Annotated in this window: 17 protein-coding genes; 4 read left to right on the forward strand and 13 right to left on the reverse strand. The window is 38.4% G+C overall.

All coding sequences use genetic code 11. The features are described 5' to 3' along the window. Window positions 1–127: 127 nt before the first annotated feature. From HMPREF2988_RS02170 to HMPREF2988_RS02180, 3 genes are read left to right on the forward strand one after another with little or no spacing between them, the layout of a single operon-like run. On the forward strand, window positions 128–940 hold the full coding sequence (locus tag HMPREF2988_RS02170) for a hydroxymethylpyrimidine/phosphomethylpyrimidine kinase (protein WP_070769909.1): 813 nt from the start codon (window positions 128–130) through the stop codon (window positions 938–940). Continuing rightward, a complete protein-coding gene (locus HMPREF2988_RS02175) occupies window positions 930–1,415 on the forward strand; it encodes an ECF transporter S component (protein WP_002290784.1) in 486 nt (161 codons plus the stop codon). The genes HMPREF2988_RS02170 and HMPREF2988_RS02175 overlap by 11 nt, the downstream gene beginning before the upstream one ends. 21 nt (window positions 1,416–1,436) lie before the next feature. After that, window positions 1,437–1,982 (forward strand): TIGR01440 family protein, encoded by a 546-nt coding sequence (locus tag HMPREF2988_RS02180; protein WP_002290783.1) that lies wholly within the window; start codon window positions 1,437–1,439, stop codon window positions 1,980–1,982. Window positions 1,983–2,045: 63 nt separating this feature from the next. Here HMPREF2988_RS02180 and HMPREF2988_RS02185 read toward each other — a convergent pair whose 3' ends face one another. The 13 genes from HMPREF2988_RS02185 to HMPREF2988_RS02245 all read right to left on the reverse strand — a co-directional run bounded on the left by HMPREF2988_RS02185 (window position 2,046) and on the right by HMPREF2988_RS02245 (window position 15,323). Next, window positions 2,046–3,689 (reverse strand): glycoside hydrolase family 13 protein, encoded by a 1,644-nt coding sequence (locus tag HMPREF2988_RS02185; protein WP_002290782.1) that lies wholly within the window; start codon window positions 3,687–3,689, stop codon window positions 2,046–2,048. A gap of 128 nt (window positions 3,690–3,817) precedes the next feature. Further along, entirely contained in the window at window positions 3,818–6,058 is a 2,241-nt protein-coding gene (locus HMPREF2988_RS02190; protein WP_070769910.1) for an AAA family ATPase, read from the reverse strand. 32 nt (window positions 6,059–6,090) lie between these two features. Next, the gene (locus HMPREF2988_RS02195) at window positions 6,091–6,570 is read right to left on the reverse strand and encodes a DUF6530 family protein (RefSeq protein WP_002290778.1); all 480 of its coding nucleotides are present in this window, start codon (window positions 6,568–6,570) and stop codon (window positions 6,091–6,093) included. 233 nt (window positions 6,571–6,803) lie between these two features. After that, the gene (locus HMPREF2988_RS02200) at window positions 6,804–7,652 is read right to left on the reverse strand and encodes a DegV family protein (RefSeq protein WP_002290771.1); all 849 of its coding nucleotides are present in this window, start codon (window positions 7,650–7,652) and stop codon (window positions 6,804–6,806) included. 157 nt (window positions 7,653–7,809) lie between these two features. Next, window positions 7,810–9,420, reverse strand: coding sequence for a polysaccharide biosynthesis protein (locus HMPREF2988_RS02205; protein WP_002329213.1), 1,611 nt, complete (start codon window positions 9,418–9,420; stop codon window positions 7,810–7,812). Window positions 9,421–9,663: 243 nt separating this feature from the next. Further along, entirely contained in the window at window positions 9,664–9,981 is a 318-nt protein-coding gene (locus HMPREF2988_RS02210; RefSeq protein ID WP_002290769.1) for an AzlD domain-containing protein, read from the reverse strand. Beyond that, window positions 9,974–10,753, reverse strand: coding sequence for an AzlC family ABC transporter permease (locus tag HMPREF2988_RS02215; protein ID WP_002306712.1), 780 nt, complete (start codon window positions 10,751–10,753; stop codon window positions 9,974–9,976). Before HMPREF2988_RS02215 ends, HMPREF2988_RS02210 begins: the two co-directional genes overlap by 8 nt. 132 nt (window positions 10,754–10,885) lie before the next feature. After that, window positions 10,886–11,821 (reverse strand): cation diffusion facilitator family transporter, encoded by a 936-nt coding sequence (locus HMPREF2988_RS02220; RefSeq protein WP_002290766.1) that lies wholly within the window; start codon window positions 11,819–11,821, stop codon window positions 10,886–10,888. Between the two features lie 74 nt (window positions 11,822–11,895). Then, on the reverse strand, window positions 11,896–12,288 hold the full coding sequence (locus HMPREF2988_RS02225) for a DUF4430 domain-containing protein (protein ID WP_070769911.1): 393 nt from the start codon (window positions 12,286–12,288) through the stop codon (window positions 11,896–11,898). Beyond that, a complete protein-coding gene (locus HMPREF2988_RS02230) occupies window positions 12,269–12,787 on the reverse strand; it encodes a hypothetical protein (protein WP_070769912.1) in 519 nt (172 codons plus the stop codon). Before HMPREF2988_RS02230 ends, HMPREF2988_RS02225 begins: the two co-directional genes overlap by 20 nt. A 147-nt stretch (window positions 12,788–12,934) precedes the next feature. Next, the gene (locus HMPREF2988_RS02235) at window positions 12,935–14,008 is read right to left on the reverse strand and encodes a hypothetical protein (RefSeq protein ID WP_002290763.1); all 1,074 of its coding nucleotides are present in this window, start codon (window positions 14,006–14,008) and stop codon (window positions 12,935–12,937) included. Beyond that, complete coding sequence (locus HMPREF2988_RS02240) at window positions 14,001–14,918, reverse strand: coiled-coil domain-containing protein (protein WP_002290761.1); 918 nt, start codon at window positions 14,916–14,918, stop codon at window positions 14,001–14,003. Before HMPREF2988_RS02240 ends, HMPREF2988_RS02235 begins: the two co-directional genes overlap by 8 nt. A 213-nt stretch (window positions 14,919–15,131) precedes the next feature. After that, window positions 15,132–15,323: a hypothetical protein gene (locus HMPREF2988_RS02245; protein ID WP_002290760.1), complete on the reverse strand. Its 192-nt coding sequence runs from the start codon at window positions 15,321–15,323 to the stop codon at window positions 15,132–15,134. 158 nt (window positions 15,324–15,481) lie between these two features. On the opposite strand from HMPREF2988_RS02245, the gene HMPREF2988_RS02250 reads away from it, so the two are divergent. After that, the gene (locus HMPREF2988_RS02250) at window positions 15,482–16,990 is read left to right on the forward strand and encodes a DUF1846 domain-containing protein (RefSeq protein ID WP_002290758.1); all 1,509 of its coding nucleotides are present in this window, start codon (window positions 15,482–15,484) and stop codon (window positions 16,988–16,990) included. Window positions 16,991–17,296 lie beyond the last annotated feature (306 nt).

Consider the following 17,296-nt stretch of genomic DNA (forward strand, 5'->3'; position numbering starts at 1 on the left):
TGTGACACGATTTTTGTCACATTCCCTTTTCGCTTCTTTTGAAAATTGGATGAGATAAAAATATGCCAATTGGCTGTTTTTCTTTTTTGAAAATTTCGTTATACTCTTATTCATGGAGGGAAATGTTATGAAAAGAATCTTGACGATTGGTGGTTCTGATCCATTTGCTGGCGGAGGAATCCAAACTGACTTAAAAACTTTTGAAGATTTTGGTCTATTCGGGCTAAGCGCTCTGACATCTATAGGGGTACTAGATACGAATGGGCGATTTATCTTGGAATCTATTCCTTCAGAGTTGCTTGAACGACAGTTGGCTTCAATTGATCAAATGACTACATTAGATGGAATCAAGATCGGGTTATTAAATTCAAGTGAAGCAATCATGGTTGTTCGAGACTTCATAAAAGCAAAACAAAATATCCCAATCATCTTAGACCCTGTTTTGGCATTCAAAGAAACTGAAACTGTGATCAATCAATTGTATATTTCACAGCTCATCGAAGAACTTTTTCCACTTGTTACGATGATTACGCCTAATTTGGCAGAAGCTGCTTTACTTTCTGGTCAAGCTCTCCCCTCTTCGTTGATAGAAATGATCCATCTCGCTAAAGAGCTCACTGCTTCAGGAGCAAAGAAAATTGTAATAAAAGGCGGCACAAGGATGGCTGGCGAACAAGCTGTGGATCTTCTCTATTCAGTTGACCATCATGAGGTGTTTTCTCAGAAAAAAGTCGACACCCCAACAGTAAATGGTGCCGGTTGTGCCTTTTCTTCTGCAATAACAGCGAATCTTGTATTAGGATTAGATGTTTCAAAAGCCGTAGCAGAAAGTAAACAATTTGTTGCCCATTGTATTTCCAATGGTGTGCTGATGAATGATCATACGGGAAGCGTCTGGTCTGGCGGTATCCAAAAAGGAGGAACGATAAATGAAAACTAAACAACTAACAATCTATGCGATGCTGATTGCGTTGACCGTTGCACTTTCATTAACTATTTTGATCCCTGTGCCGGCTACGAACGGTTTTGTGACATTATGTGAGGCTGGAATCTATACTGCTTCTTTTCTTTATGGTCCAATGGGTGGATTAGTTGTCGGTGCTTCCAGTGGACTATTAATCGATTTGATTTCAGGGTATCCGCAATGGGCTATTTTTTCATTAGTGATTCACGGATTACAAGGATATGTTGCCGGATCTTTCAGTAAATCTTCTACTCGCATGTGGCTATTTGGTCTTTTTTTAGGAAGCTTAGTTATGATCGTCGGCTATGGTATCGCCGGTTGGATTTTGTATGATTGGCCGGCTGGAGTGGCTTCTATCCCAGGGAATATCTTTCAAAATCTTATCGGTATGGGCCTTGCCTTTCCTATAACTGCAAGTCTTCAACGTATTCAAGCACGGAAGCAATATTAATTGAAAAGAAGGTTTTAGAGAATGAAGTTGTCAGAAAAAGAATTGAAAGTTCAATTGACTGAAATAGTTAATGACGTATTGGCTGAGGCACACCTGAAAAAAGGAGATCTCTTTGTTTTAGGGTGCAGCACAAGCGAAGTCGTCGGTGGACATATTGGAAAAAATTCCAGTGCGGAAGTTGGTCAGTGGATCATTCGTACGTTAAAAGAGCTATTAGATCCTAAAGAAATTGCGTTAGCTGTCCAAGGTTGCGAACATCTGAATCGAGCATTGGTGGTAGAACGAACAGTGGCAGAAGCAAAAAAATTCGAAATCGTCTCTGTTATTCCTGCATTACATGCTGGAGGTGCTTGTTCTGTTGCTGCTTTTGAGCAGTTCAATGATCCTGTCGAAGTAGAGCATGTAATTGGGCAAGCCGGCATCGATATCGGTGACACTTCGATTGGTATGCATATCAAACATGTCCAAGTGCCTGTCAGACCTCGTTTGAAAACCTTGGGACAAGCCCATGTGACAGCCCTTCGCTCTCGTCCTAAATATATCGGTGGTCCTAGAGCAAATTATTAAGATGGGTAAATCAGAAAAACTTCCTCGGAAAGTCCAACTATTGAACTTTAACGAGGAAGTTTTTTAATTGTTTGTTTTATACAGACAAGCTTCATAAGGTGCTAGTGTTCCTTTTTTTTCAAAGTTTCCGTTAGAAGAATTTGACAAGAGTAATGTCCATGACTGATCTGCTTCTTTTGGGAGTTCATAGTCAGCAAATGATTCTGTCAAGTTTACCATAATAAGATACTGTTCATCTTCTAAATCTCTTTCATAGACATATAGTTGTGGATGTTCATGAAGATATTCTTTAAAAGAACCGTATATCAGGCCTTTATTGATTTGTCTAATGCGGATCATGTTCTTATAGAATTGCAAGATCGAATCCGGTTCATGTTCTTGTTGTTCTACATTGATCGTTTTGGTATTTGGATTAGTGATCATCCAAGGCTCCTGTGTAGAAAAGCCAGCATATTCTTCTGAAGTCCATTGCATGGGTGTTCTGCTATTGTCTCTGGTGGTTTCACGAATAATATCCAATGCTTCTTCTCTTGTCTTACCTTCCGCAAGAAGCCTTTCATAAAGTCTTTTCGAATCCACTGCATCAACTTGATCGATCGATTCAAAAGGCATATTCGTCATTCCGATTTCTTGTCCTTGATAAATAAATGGTGTTCCTTGCAAAAAGAAATACATCATAGCGATTGCTTTTGCAGACATAGCCCAAAATTCGGGACGGGTATCTCCGAACACAGAAACGGCACGAGGAACATCATGGTTTTCCATATATAAAGCGTTCCATCCGATACCATCTAGGGAAGTTTGCCAAGCACTTAATGCATGTTTTAACTTAAGGACGTCTAATTGCCCTTCTTTTTCTTGCTGCCAAATATGGATATGATCGAATTCAAATATCATATCGAAATAACCGTCTTTTCCTACCCATTCCGGCCCTTCTTCTGCAGTGACGCCGCTTGCTTCTCCGACTGTCATGATATCGTACTCTTCGAAAACATGTTTTAAATCAGTCAAATGTTCTTCGATTCCCGAGACATTTTGAAAGGGTGAAAAAGGGTTCTCTGTGGCTTTTACTGAATATTCATCTTTTTTTACATGAGAAATCGCATCTAAGCGAAATCCGTCTATCCCTTTATCTAGCCACCATCGAATCATATTGAATAGTTCTTCTTTCAATTTCTCACTTTCCCAATTTAAGTCTGGTTGTTCTTTCGCAAAGACATGCAGATAATACTGTCCAGTTTCGTGAGAATATTCCCAAGCAGAGCCGCCGAAAATCGATGTCCAATTATTTGGTTCTTTGCCATCTACTCCATCGACCCAAATGTAATAATCTCGATAAGGACTTTCTTTGGATTTCTTCGATTCTTCAAACCATTGATGCTGATCCGAACTGTGGTTGATGACAAGATCCATAATGACTTTGATTCCTAGTTCATGTGCTTCTTTCAGCAATAAATCAAAATCTTCCATCGTTCCGAATCGCTTTTCTATGTCTTGATAGTCACTTACGTCATAACCATTATCGATAAATGGAGATTGATAGATTGGATTGATCCAGATAAATCCGATGCCAAGATCTTTCAAGTATCCAAGTTTTTCGCGGATCCCATTGATATCTCCTTGTCCATCGCCGTTGCTATCTTTGAAACTGGCCGGATAGATTTGATAGCCTACTGCTTCTTTCCACCATTTTTGTTCTTGTATCATATCGTTTCACTCCTTTAACGGTCCCTCTTGATTATAACCGATTCTATTTTAGAAGTATCCTTGTTACCGGTAACTAGAAACGAAAAGCTCAACGAATCTGCTAAGTGCGTTCGTTGAGCTTTATTTTATCATAGATAACGGGCAATCAATTGAATCATTTGCTTGGGAAATTCATTTAGGTCAGTAATATCTACAAAACGGCTTTCACCGTAGATCGACTTGATCTCTTCTTTGTCTTGACCAATAGCTGCGGAAACAAATAATATGCCTTGACGCTCGTATTCTTTCAAAACAGACTGGATGTCCTCTTTTGCTTTTTTGCCAGTATAATCTGGCAACGCCTTTGGCTGACCGTCACTAATATTAAGCAACAGTTTGGTTGTGGCGGATTGTCTGTTTAATTTTTCCGCTGCTAAACGAAGTGCCGCTCCATCACGATTGTTTTGTCTTGGTTTCATAGTGACTAATTTTTCATTTAACCATTGAAACCCGTCTTCAAATTCTTTATAAGAAAACAAAGAAGTCTTTTCTCTTGCTGAACGGTCTGCTGTATCCCCGTAAATCAACAAGGGGATATCGACTTTCTTAGCAAATTCGGCAATGGCGATCGCTGCTTTTTTTGCCGCTTCGATCCGATCATCCCGTATCATTGATCCAGATTCATCGATCCGCACAGCTACTGCTAAGGAAGGTTGCTCATGTGGCGGGTTCTTTTTGTCAAAATTTCTCAAATCACCATATGCTACTCTGCTGGCGTTAAACCGCTGTCCTTCATATTTTCCCTTTTGGTACGTCTCTGTTTGTTCATTATCCAGTAATTCTAAAATTTGTCGGCTAAGTGATTCTACTATCGGCATGACTTGCATTTGTAGCTCACGTGCTTCTTGCGTTTTTCCTTGGAAAGCTGGTCGGTGAACGATGAGACCTTCTTTTTCATGAATCGTTTCCTTCATGATTTGCCGCGCTTCTTTATTTAATTGCTTCTTGATTTCCTTATCATGTGTTTCCATGTCAGAGGCAGACATTTCTTGGGAATCCTCTTCTGTTTGTTGTTCCTTCTGATTTTTCCCTTCGATATCGCTCCTGCGTTCTTTTTGCATTTGAGGAGGCATCTCGTTTTTTTCTGTTGTTTTCTCTAGTCTCTCTTCTTCCACATTTGGTTCTTCAGCAGACAGTTGTTTCTTTTCATCTAAGCGCAAAGTTTCTTCAGCATCTTCAGTGATGTTTCGTTCGTTTGCTTCTTCGGCGCTGATAGTTCTTCCTTTTGCATGCTCAGATTGAGGTTCTATTTGAGGATCGCCCCATTTTTCTTTTCTCAAAATGTCTTGAAGTTCCAATAGCAATCCACTCTCAGACAAAGCTTGCTCAAGGATCGCCAATTCATCTGGATCAGTGGATAATTTATACAAAACTTTTGGATAAATCGACTGGAGTAAATCTTGTCCTTGCTTATAGGTATTCGCCCAATAAAAATACGAACGCATTCCTGCTACACCTTTGATGGCATTTGCTTTTGCAGTTTCATCCAATAAACGGATAATCTCTGCCATCTTCATAAGGAGTTCTTGATTTTGAATCTGGGTTTTCGCCATCGCACGTTCTGCCATGACTTCTAAGGCAGGAAGATCCATTTTTTCCGCATGCTGCATCCGATCTCTTAAGGATTCATTTAAGGGTCGATTTCCTTGATAGTTTCGATTTGTGGTAATGACAATAATACAATCTGGATGGCGACGAATGATTCCTGTTGGCAAATTCAACATCCCATTGGGTTCGAGCGCTGAGTTAAGTGCCACAAGAACAGAAGCATCACGGATGACAGTCGGCTCTTGGATCTCTAATAGATATCCTTTTTCGATCGCTCGAACGATTTCAGAAGGATAATAACTATAATGGATTGCATCTGGATAATCGGCTTCGATTCTTTGAACTAACTCTGCTAATTTTTCTTTGGCAGAAAAAGAATCAATGCCGTAATGGTTCTGGATCAGTGTCAGTACAGCTTCAAGTGTATCTGTTTGGTAAATAGCTTCCAGCAATTCTTGGTCTTGTTCTTTATCGGAATCTACTACAGGTAATAAGGCGCCGAACACATCTGATTTGTCCATATCTGCAAAACATGTCACTTTTGTATAGGGAAGTTGCAAATCAGCAGATAGTGCTTTTGCTAACTGTGTCTTACCCGATCCGGCGTCTCCTTCTAAAAGAACGTTACTGATTTTCATTTCAGGATCTTGCCAATTTTCTTTGATTTCAGAGGCGATCCGCCACTCTTCTGCACTTGTCCGATGGCTTTTCGGTTTCTTCCAGATCATTTGCTTTTCTAGCCGTGAAAAGGTCCGGTTTTCTGTTAGTGAGAAATTCTCCATGCTTCTCTTCCCCTTTTGATCATCTCTGTCTATTAATATCCTAACTCATCTAAAAGACGTTTTAAAATACGGAATCGTTCCCCAATCAGTTCTCCGTCTTTTTGTAGTGTATCGTAATACAAAATAATGTCTTCATCGATCTTTGGATTTTTGGTATCTACCTCGACTGTCATCCGGTTTCCCTGCAAACCAATGATGTCCACAACTGGATTTTCTGGATCATAGAATTTTTCATAACGATAAGCATCTTGAAAGTATAAACTTCCTTGTGCAGCTAAGATCGCTAAATCTAAAATACGTGTAATTGGTAATTCTTCTGATTGTCGAGACCATTTTTCTCCAGTATGTCGCCATACTTTGCCTGATATGTCGACTTTTCCACGGTCATTCCATTGAGCGAGACCCAAAGAAAGACCTTTTGCGTCCGTATTCAATGCATTTCTTCCATCAACTTTATCGTAGTCTTCTACAACGAGCACTGGTTTATGTTTTAAATTTGTAGGTATTTCCATGATTTTAACTCCTCGTCTTTCTATTTTTAGTAAACTAGTAAATCAGTAGTTTACTAATTTACTAAACTATATGCGACATTATAAATGACTGAAGAGAGAAATGCAAAGAAAAAGAGCCTGTTTGTTAGAAACACATAAAAACATCATCTTGCTCTTCTGCACGTTCATTTATCGCGTGAATAAAGAGCAAGATGATGTAGAATATTTTTGGTATGTTTTTTGAATAAAAGGAATTATTGCGCTGAAATGGCGATGCCGATGGCTTTTTCGCCTAAATGTGTACCAATGACTGGTCCAAAATGACCAACTTCGATTTCTGCATTTGGATATTTTTTCTGCAATTTCTCTTTTTCCGCAATCGCTACTTCTAAATTGTTTGCATGTATCACGTAAAGTTTGACTGGCGGTTGTATTTCGTTATTTCTTTTGCCAATGATTTCTTCAGCCCGAGCAAATGCTTTTTTACTTGAACGGATTTTTTCGAATAAAACAATTTTTCCTTCAGAAAATGTCAGGATCGGTTTGATTTTCAATAGGCTACCAATCAGTGCAGCGCCATTGGTCAATCGCCCTCCCCGTACTAAATTGTTCAAATCATCTACAATTAGATAAGCGTAAGTATTATCTCGAATTCGATCGACATGCGCAAGTATCTCATCAAGGGGCTGACCTTCATCATTTAAGTCTAAGGCAGCTTCTACCATATGTCCCATCGGCATACTAGTGATCTTAGAGTCATAAGGAATGACCGTTACTCCACTGATATCGTCTTTCATCGCAAATAAGGTGTTGACGAAACCAGAAATACCTGAAGAAAGATGGATACTTAAAATCGTGTCATACCCTTTCTCTTTCAATTCCTCATATAAAGCCAAAACTTCCCCTACGACAGGTTGTGAAGTAGTAGGAAAATCTTTACTGTTTTTTAAAAGTCCATAATATTCATCCGCTTCGATATCGATTCCTTCGTTATAAATTTTCCCATCCATAATCAAAGGGATTGGAATCACGAATAAGTCGGGATGGTTCTTGATACGTTCCGGCAGATACGCCGAACTATCTGTAACTACTGCAAGTTTCATGTGTTTAATTTCCTCGTTTCAAAGAATTTTTCCAGACCTCATAACTATATCATAAGTAAGATTAGATATGAAACTAAAATTGGAAAATAGAAAAACGACAAGCGTAATCATACGAGTTGCCGTTTTTCTAGCGACAGCAAAAAGACGACTAGTTAGCCTATTCTTTGCTTCCGCTACGATGTTTAACATTTTTCAACATTCGGAACCCATTTTTTCCGAATTGAGAAAATAAAAATACTAAACCCCCAATACTTCCTAAAGCCACACAATAAACCATTGCATAACTTTTTGATTCCATTGACAATCGCTGATTCAGCAAAAAGAAAATGATAAAACATACCGCAAGCATAATCAAGGTAGATCGGAAAGTTTTTAAGAAAAAACTGCTGATTTTTGCTAAAGGTGCTATTCGGTATTCTTTGCACATAAAGTGATAACCACGAACAAAGACGATGCCGAATGCCAAGCCATTTGATAAGCTCATCCCGTATCCGCCAACTAGACCTAGTCCGATTACTTGGAAGATGACTTTCAGGATAATTGCTTCTACAGTTAGTCGAATCGCAAAACGATGGTGGTTCAGAGATTGAAGCATCGTAGACAGAATCGTGAATAAAGAGAAAAACAAAGAAGCTAACAAAGCCATTTGGAAATAACCAACACTTTCAGGATCATAACCAAAAAACAATGTGTATAATGGACCAGCTAATAAAGACATCCCGGTCAATGAAGGAAGAAGGATCAATAACGCAATCGAAAAACTGTCTCCTACTGTCTTTTCGATTTGTAAACGATCTTTTTTCTTCATTGTGCTTAGTATTGGCAAACTACTTATAGCAACTGTTCCTACCATGGAAATCAGGATCAATGTCAGTTTGTTTGGATTAACAGAAGCACGACTGAATAAGAATTCCAGTTGCTGATCTGCAATCTCTGGACGGAAAAAGTGAAGCAGTGGTTTCATCGTTACTTGGTCGATCATTTGAACGATAGTAATGACGGAGCCGACAAAAATGAACGGTAGTGTTTCCCGAATGATAGAGACAGAGGCAGATCGGTTTTCTCTTTCGAAGTAACGGCTGGAAATCAAAAAGTCTTTAAGTTCAAAGAAGTCTTTTCTGCGTCCGACGATATACATATGGATAATCGCAGCTAATCCACCAAAGAAAGAAGCAACTGTACTGATCAATACAGCTTCTAATATGGTTCCGTCAGTCAATACGCGCAAGTAATAAGTACCAGCCAAGATAACGATCACTCGTACAGCTTGTTCAATAATCAAAGAAGTTCCATAAGGTCGTAAATCGTTTTTCCCTTGGAAGTATCCTCTCATTGCACTCAAAATCGGGATAGCAACCAAAGATGGGCATAAACTTCGGATAGCTAGTATCCCGTTGTTAACGTTAGCGATTGGACTGATTCCGGCTAATAAAGGAGCAAATAAATACATCAACGCAGCAGAGGCGATACCGATGACGAACATGATATTGATCGTACTTCGAAAAATCAGCCGACAAGCAGCGTTATCTCCTTCTTTTGTTGCTACAGCTACTTTTTTTGCAATCGCATTTGGAAATCCGACTGTACCAAGCATCAGGAACAATCCATATGGAAGATAGCCAACATTGTATAATGTCGTAGCAAGCATACCATCTTGATTGTTCCCCATCATACTTAGCCAGGGAATCAAATAGACTACCCCTAAAACTTTACATAGAAGATTAGCAAAGGTTAGCCAAAATGTTCCTTGCATCAATTTTTTATTCATCTAATTTCCCTCAACTATTCTTTCATAAAATAAACATCTTCCCTATTATAGCAAAAAAACATAGAAGGACAAATCCCTCTTTAATTCTTAAAACAAAAAAGAGCTTGCATCATAAGTCAACACTAATCTTTTTCTCCGAATAAATGAACTTGCATCCACAATTGGCTGATGCAAATGCAGTTTGGATAGATCAGTTTGAACAACTTATGTCGCAATCTCTGTTTTTTTAGGGAATAAAACAGTTTAAAGCATGGACAGTAAAAAGACAGACGCAAGTCCTGTCAAAACTGACAATGCCATCGAACGTGTTTTGTAAGCCACACCTGCTACTAGAATCATTGCAGCTATTTTGATATTCCAAGCAATATCCAGATGTTCATGAGTAATGAAGACATCTTTGAAAGCTAACGCCGCAAACAATGCTACTGGTACATACTTCATCCAGTCACTAAACCAAGATGGCACTTTTCGATGAGTAAAATAAAGCATCGGGAACAAGCGCGGAATATACGCAACGATGAACAGACAAGCAACTAAAAACAGCAAATATAGTTTAGTCATGATGGTTGGCCTCCTGTTCCGGGAAGTTGAAGAGCGGTTCATTGACATCTTTGCCGCGATCCCTTAGTTTCTTGGCTTTTTCTTTTTTAAATGCCTTCTCCAACATAAATCCGGCAAATGAAGCAATAACAGTAGCTGCAATCAAGCCGAATGTGTTTTGGAATAATACCATGAAGATCACCCCTAATACACCTGAAAACAAACCTGTAAAGATCAGTAGTGCGTTTTTCATTTGCATGACAAACATAAATATGAACATAGCAGTCAAAGCAAAATGGACAAGGTCAGCATCTACTCGAATCACCGAGCCAAAAAAATTACCGATCATGTTGCTACCGGCCCATGCAGCCATTGAGAACCAATTGACATATAAAGCCTTTCTTTTGTTCCAAGAGGGGTCAGTTGAGAACTTTAAGTAGTTCACCGCATAGTTTTCATCATTCAGGGATTGAGAAAAGACAGCTAAAAACGTCCGCTTTTCTTTTTTCATAAAACCGGCAAGACTTGCTCCTAATAATGTATAGCGTAATTCTAAAAAGAAAACCATCAATAATGTCGTTGCAAATGATGCTTGCGTCGTAAGCATAGATGCAACTAAAAACTGCGCGCCGCCGGAAAAGACCAGAATCGATAACAGCCCTGATAAGAGAGGATCAAATCCAACTTTTTGCAACAATACTCCGCAAGCTAATCCCACTGGTATATAGCTTATACAAAGCGGCATCACTGCATGCAAAGCTTGAAGCCATGGCGCACTTTTCTTTTTGTTCATTAAAATATCTCCTTTAATTACAACAAATAAACAGCGGACTCATTGTAACATAAATTCGCTAAATTGTAGCCGTTTTATTTAAAAACAAGATTATATTTTTCTCATTTTTGCTTCAATTCATGAACATACGTTTTATTTGTGAGAATAATTTGGGTCATATTTATCTGTTTCAATGTATATATACATCTTCTTGTCAGGAAGAGACTGACGCATATTTTTTTCAATATCATTGATGATCGAATACGTTTCATTTTCTTTGTTTCCAACAATATCTGCTTTTGCAGCGACTAAAATTTCCGTTGGACTTAAATGAACGGTTTTGATATCAATTAGCCGACTGATCTCAGGTCGTTCAAAGGCTAACTTGATTTTTGATAAATCGCTTGCTGTCACACTTTCACCAATGATCAGACTATAAAATTCTTTTGCTAGGAAAATCGCAGCTCCCATCAGTAAGAAACCGATCAGTAATCCGCTGATAGCATCAAATGCAGCAATCCCGGTTGCATAAGTCAAGATTGTTCCCGCTAAAGCCAAGACCAAACCGATTACAGCACACAAGTCTTCCGTAAATATAATCAGTATTTCACTATGTCGACTTTCGCGCAAAAAGCGCATCGTGGAAAGATTTTCAGTATTCAATTCTTTGATTTCCTTCATTGCGACACGCAAAGAACTTCCTTCGATTACCAAACCAAATAACAAAATGGCAATGACAATGATTGGATTACCAACTTCATGGGATGGATGCGTCAATTTTTCAAAAGCTTCCATCACCCCTAGTGCTCCCCCACCGAAGAAAAGCATCATTGCGACGATCGTACTAAAAAAGTATTTTGCTCGACCTTCACCAAATTGATGCAAGTCGCTCTGACCTTTATTAGCTTGTTTATCGCCAAATAGCAGCAAAATCTGATTACTACAATCAACGATACTATGGATGCTTTCATTCAGCATGGCGGCACTGCCACTGATTGCATAGCCGACAAATTTGCTGATAGCGACTAGAATATTAGCCCCTAGAGCAGCAATTACGGAAAACATTCCGCTTTTTTTAAAATTTTCCATATTCTTTTCCTTCTTTCATCAAGTGAACTGGCTAAAGTGCGGCAATATCCGCCCTTTAACAGTTTTTATGAAACTTATAGTTTAGATAAATTGAAAATGACCGATTGTCCATTGTTCAATTCGATCTCTTTTGCCCCAGTAGTAGCACTTTTCCCATCCACAGTAAACATCCAATAGGTTTGATTCTTTTCATCCTGAGAATGCCCTTCAAGCGAAGTGATGAAGCCATCATTTTCCTCGACTTCAAAATTTTGTTTCAAAATAGTCAGCAAAGTTTCTCCTTTTTTGAAAGTCACTTCTTTTTTCAAAAAGTTTTGACCATTTTCTTGTAACGTGATCGTTGCTTTTTGCGATGTTTTTACTTCCTCCTTTTGGTTGGAAGCCGATGGTGTGTTGGTTGTACTACAACTTGTCAACATGAGTACACTGACACTCATTGCAAGCAGACTATAAATTATTTTTTTCATTTTTTCCTCCTGAATGATTGTAAAAACGTTTGACGACTGGCAGAAAAACAAGGAAGAACACAACATTACCTATACTGTGCATCAGATCAAACGACACCCCTTGAAGGTAATAGACCCAAGGTTGAGGTAAATGATAGAGCAGCGTATCGAAAACAGTCATCCCTATTCCATAAACTATACCTGCTAGAAAAAAGCAGGTTCCTTTTAACCAGAGATACCTTCGGATTGTTCTTCTCGAGCAGAAAATTGAAAACAACGCCAGAACGACGGTATAGCTGAGCCACTGACCGAAGACCCATGGACCCACACCAAAATAAAAACTGCTGATTGCGATAGAAAGACTCATGACAATTAGCGCATCTTTCAAGCTTAAGTAAAGAACTATAAACAAAAAAATAGCAGTCATTGGCTGGAAATTCGGAATAAATTGAAAAGCGATCCTACCTGCTACACAAGCAGCAGACAATAAGCTAAGCTGGGCGATTTTATTTGTGGACATTCTTGATGTAACTCCTCCTTCACCAGCAGATGATTCACGTTCATTCAGTACATACAGAAAAGACTTGTGACAATTATTCTGGATAACTGCCGCAAGTCCTTTGGAACAGAATTATCTGAATGACCTCTGGTAATCCAACTTATCCAATCAGGACTTTCTCACCATTAACGGAACCAAGAATTCGTAATTGATAAAGAAATCAATGACGGATCGTGGGTAATCTCCAGATGAGATCGACAAGACCGTTTGATCTTTTTCGTTTGTTGCTATCGTTAAAGACTGTCCTTTATCTAATCGTACTTGATAAGTAGTTTCGTTGATCTTTTCCATATCATAGGATGGATTTTTCATCGCCACGATAAAAATATCATCCAATACTTCATTCGTCAATTCAAATTCGCTCTGAAGGTTCAAACGAAGTGGCTTCGTATTGTCTAGTAGTGTCTGATTAACTGTAAAACCAAGTGTTCTAGCGTGGGCTAATAATTGATTCAATTTGTGATTGAAAATCGTGATCTGTCCTGCTGAGAATACTCGATCAACTGACCAGTATCGGATCAAAGAAAGCACTCGATCATCTTGGACATCGATTTCCATCGTCTCTGGTGATACATTTAGAAGACTCATCGATTCCACTTGGTATCGTTGATCGATGGTCGGTAATACAAAGGAAAAGACTAATTCGTTTTGTCCATTCAACGTATAATTGATAGAGAAATGTCTTGTTTTCCATGTGTCATAAGCTGAATTTGATCGTTCCAGACCAATATCATTCAACGGTTTCAGTAATTCATATGTGAAGTATTCGATCAGACTTGTCTTTCCAATCGTTGAGATCGGTTCTTCATTCAATATAAAGCGGTCATATGATTCTAATAATTCGGGAAAATCTGATTCAATCAAATATTTTCTCATACGTAAATCCGCTAATTCTGCTTCCGCTGTTTCAATCAAACTGACGATATCTTGATGATCTTGCTCTTTTCCTTCTAAATACCCGGGATTTTCAGATACTTCATAAGCATGCGTGTTTTCTGAAGTATCCGTATTCGTCGGAGTTACTTTTTCTTTTTCATGGATTTTTGTTTCTTCTGGCATAGGGACTTCTTCTGTGTCATCCAGTGGCTTACTTGTTTGTTCCTCTAATGAAGTGTTCGTTTCTTCATGATCTTCTGTCTGTGCTTCATTTTTTGTCCATTCTGCTTCATCGTGTTCATTCATACTCGGAACCTCCTTCATTAGATTGATTATTAGGATTTTCATTACCAAGATAATTCATCAAGAATTCATGGATTGCTTGACCAAACCCCTCTTTGCTACCGAAATAGCGACTGATTTGCCGTTGCTCTTTTTCTACGATGGCTGCGCGAAGTTGGTCCGCTCTTGCTTCTTGTTTCAATGCTTCTTTTTGCTGCTGGATTGTTTCAGGTGTCTCGATATAAGGAAGCCAGCCTAATTTTTCATTAGATAGCACTTGCTTCTTCTTCTCTAATTCTTGAATTTCTTCCTCGATTTTCTTACGATTCAAGAATCCTTTATTATCGTCCAAATCAGTCATCTGCCGATTGATTTCTTTTATCTGTTCGTCTAGACGTTCGATCTCTGTCTGGGCTGTGATCACCTTCGCGTCTAGCTCATTGATTTTTTTGTCATAGTCCGTTGTCTCCGGTTGGGAATATTTCTCCCACTCTTCATCGATCCTAGGCAAAACAAAAATTTCTGGCAAACTTGCATCGATACCAATTGTAGGGCGATCATGGTAATAAGTGCCGATTTTGTAATAGCTCATCGTTGGTGAGATGCTTTCTACTTGTTCCATAAAAGGAAATTCTTGCAAAAAACGATCATGGATCTTACGCATCAGCAATTGGTCAATCTCGTGATTTTCATTTGAGCTTCGTTTTAATTCTTCGTTCAATCGGCCGTTGTACAAACGGTAGATCTCAGGAATATCTTCTTCGCGGACAGCTTTTTCAAAAGCCTGTAAATCTTCTAATAATTGGGAAAGATTCATGCTTGCTTTTTCTTTGATATCATAAAAAGAAGACGATTCTTTTGCTGTATCCTGATTCGTGCTCGTCTCCTCTAGTTCGCCTTGCTCATAATTTGTGTTTGTATCTGGCTCTTTCATACTACTTGCCTCCTCTTACTCATCTGATTTTCACTTATTAATACTTCAATAGTACCATTTTCTGTAAAAAATTGTTATAAAAAAGAGCGGGCAATGCTCCATAAAACAGGCTGCACCAAAATTTGGCACAGCCTTTTTTTCGATCAACTAGTCTTTGATATCTGATTCATCTGATAGGACAGAATCGAATACAATGACTTTTATCATATTCTTTTATTTACTAGGCAGATCTCTTGTTGTGAAATGAATGCGCTGATGGTCATCACGAGTTAGTTGCGTTTCTTCGTTTAAATAAGTAAACGTCAATTGTTCTAATTCGGGATCTTCAAGCATTTTTTCATAACCGGTAAAAATCGAACGGATATAGTGTTTATATGCGTTTTTCTTTTTCTGTCTTTTTTTCATGTAGCACCTTCCTTATCAAAAACTATCATACCAATGAATAACTATATAGACAAGTTGGTTTAAACCATTTTCTTTGTTTTTTTGAGGAATTTTGCTCTTCCAGTTGACGAATCCAAAAAAAAATGAAAAAATGCTTTAGTACTTAAGGAGGGAACCCAGTGAAAAAAATTGGTTTTGATTCAGAGAAATATATTGAAGAGCAGTCCGCGTATATTTTGGAACGAGTGAACCACTATGATAAATTATATTTGGAATTTGGTGGAAAGCTAGTGGATGACAAACATGCAAAACGTGTACTTCCAGGATTTGAAGAAGATGCGAAAATCAAACTGCTACAAAAATTAAAAGATCAGGCTGAAATACTGATTTGCGTCTATGCCGGAGACATTGAACGTAATAAGATCCGCGGTGATTATGGGATTACTTATGATATGGATATCTTGCGGCTGATTGATGAATTACGTGGTTATGGATTATTGATCAACAGTGTCGTTATCACTCGCTATAGCGGCCAGCCTGCCACGAAAGTCTTTATCAATAAACTAGAAAGACGAAATATCAAAGTCTATAAACATTCAGAAATCGAAGACTATCCAGTCAACGTAGAAAAAATCGTTTCAGAAGATGGGTTTGGGAAAAACGAATACATTGAAACAACTAAACCAATCGTTGTAGTGACAGCTCCTGGACCAGGAAGCGGAAAACTCGCTACTTGTTTGAACCAACTGTATCATGAAAGCCAAAAAGGACATGCGGCTGGTTACTCCAAGTTCGAAACTTTTCCAGTATGGAACGTTCCGTTGAAACATCCATTGAACATTGCCTATGAAGCAGCCACAGTCGATTTGAAGGATGTCAATATGATCGATTCCTTCCACTTTGACGCCTACAATAAAGTAGCTGTAAATTATAATCGAGATGTTGAAACCTTCCCTGTAATCAAACGTATTATTGAAAAAATTACTGGTAAAGAATCTGTTTATCAATCTCCTACTGACATGGGTGTGAATCGTGTAGGATTTGGTATCGTGGATGATGCGGTTGTCCAAGAAGCTTCTAAACAAGAAATCATCCGCCGCTATTTCCAAACAGAGTGTGACTTCAAAAAAGGATTGATTGACGAAGAAGCAGTTAATCGAATCAAACTGATTATGGAAGAAGTCGGATTACGCCCTGAAGACCGAAACGTTGTCGTTCCTGCCCATGATTATGCAGATAAAATTCAAGCACAAAGTCCTACAAAAGATCCTTCTGCTGTGATTGCCATCGAATTACCAGACGAAGTCATTATTACCGGACGTACAAGCTCATTGATGGATGCGTCAGCGGCAGTCATCTTAAATGCAGTAAAACATTTAGCGCATATTGCAGATGACATTCCTTTATTATCACCATTAGTTCTTGAAACAATACAAGGATTGAAGTCAAAGACACTTCATTCCTCTTTGGATGCACTAAGCATCAATGAGGTCTTGATCGCTTTATCAATCAGTGCAGTAACGAATCCAATCGCTCAAGTTGCTTATGATAAACTAGCTGAACTTGAGGGAGCGCAAGCCCACTCCACTGTGATGGTCAATAAAAATGATGAACAAACATTGAAAAAACTAGGAATCGATATTACTTGCGCACCTGTCTACCCTTCAGAAAATCTATACTACCAATAGAAAAAGTTTACTTATAAAGTTTGAAAACGAAACTATTAGCATTAGCTTAAACAATAGTTTCGTTTTCTTTTTTTAATAGCATAAATAACATTGACGCTATCAATAATGTCTTTATTTGTTTATTCATTTCCGACTTTCCTCCTCTATTCTTAGGACCTGTTGAAATTCTGCAGGAGATACCTCTAAAATTCCTCCTCCATAGTAAACAGTAATCTTGTCTCCTATCTGAAACCCATCATTTTTTTAACGGAAACACTAAATATCTGTCATTTTATTTTTTTTAGAATAGAAAAACATTTAATTCCT

Source organism: Enterococcus sp. HMSC061C05 (genome assembly GCF_001814765.1).
Lineage (GTDB): Bacteria > Bacillota > Bacilli > Lactobacillales > Enterococcaceae > Enterococcus_B > Enterococcus_B lactis.

Excerpts from the sequence above, each read along its gene's own strand:
- HMPREF2988_RS02170 (WP_070769909.1), top strand. The coding sequence starts at position 128 with ATGAAAAGAATCTTGACGATTGGTGGTTCTGATCCATTTGCTGGCGGA.
- HMPREF2988_RS02175 (WP_002290784.1), top strand. The coding sequence starts at position 930 with ATGAAAACTAAACAACTAACAATCTATGCGATGCTGATTGCGTTGACC.
- HMPREF2988_RS02180 (WP_002290783.1), top strand. The coding sequence starts at position 1,437 with ATGAAGTTGTCAGAAAAAGAATTGAAAGTTCAATTGACTGAAATAGTT.
- HMPREF2988_RS02185 (WP_002290782.1), bottom strand. The coding sequence starts at position 3,689 with ATGATACAAGAACAAAAATGGTGGAAAGAAGCAGTAGGCTATCAAATC.
- HMPREF2988_RS02190 (WP_070769910.1), bottom strand. The coding sequence starts at position 6,058 with ATGGAGAATTTCTCACTAACAGAAAACCGGACCTTTTCACGGCTAGAA.
- HMPREF2988_RS02195 (WP_002290778.1), bottom strand. The coding sequence starts at position 6,570 with ATGGAAATACCTACAAATTTAAAACATAAACCAGTGCTCGTTGTAGAA.
- HMPREF2988_RS02200 (WP_002290771.1), bottom strand. The coding sequence starts at position 7,652 with ATGAAACTTGCAGTAGTTACAGATAGTTCGGCGTATCTGCCGGAACGT.
- HMPREF2988_RS02205 (WP_002329213.1), bottom strand. The coding sequence starts at position 9,420 with ATGAATAAAAAATTGATGCAAGGAACATTTTGGCTAACCTTTGCTAAT.
- HMPREF2988_RS02210 (WP_002290769.1), bottom strand. The coding sequence starts at position 9,981 with ATGACTAAACTATATTTGCTGTTTTTAGTTGCTTGTCTGTTCATCGTT.
- HMPREF2988_RS02215 (WP_002306712.1), bottom strand. The coding sequence starts at position 10,753 with ATGAACAAAAAGAAAAGTGCGCCATGGCTTCAAGCTTTGCATGCAGTG.
- HMPREF2988_RS02220 (WP_002290766.1), bottom strand. The coding sequence starts at position 11,821 with ATGGAAAATTTTAAAAAAAGCGGAATGTTTTCCGTAATTGCTGCTCTA.
- HMPREF2988_RS02225 (WP_070769911.1), bottom strand. The coding sequence starts at position 12,288 with ATGAAAAAAATAATTTATAGTCTGCTTGCAATGAGTGTCAGTGTACTC.
- HMPREF2988_RS02230 (WP_070769912.1), bottom strand. The coding sequence starts at position 12,787 with ATGTCCACAAATAAAATCGCCCAGCTTAGCTTATTGTCTGCTGCTTGT.
- HMPREF2988_RS02235 (WP_002290763.1), bottom strand. The coding sequence starts at position 14,008 with ATGAATGAACACGATGAAGCAGAATGGACAAAAAATGAAGCACAGACA.
- HMPREF2988_RS02240 (WP_002290761.1), bottom strand. The coding sequence starts at position 14,918 with ATGAAAGAGCCAGATACAAACACAAATTATGAGCAAGGCGAACTAGAG.
- HMPREF2988_RS02245 (WP_002290760.1), bottom strand. The coding sequence starts at position 15,323 with ATGAAAAAAAGACAGAAAAAGAAAAACGCATATAAACACTATATCCGT.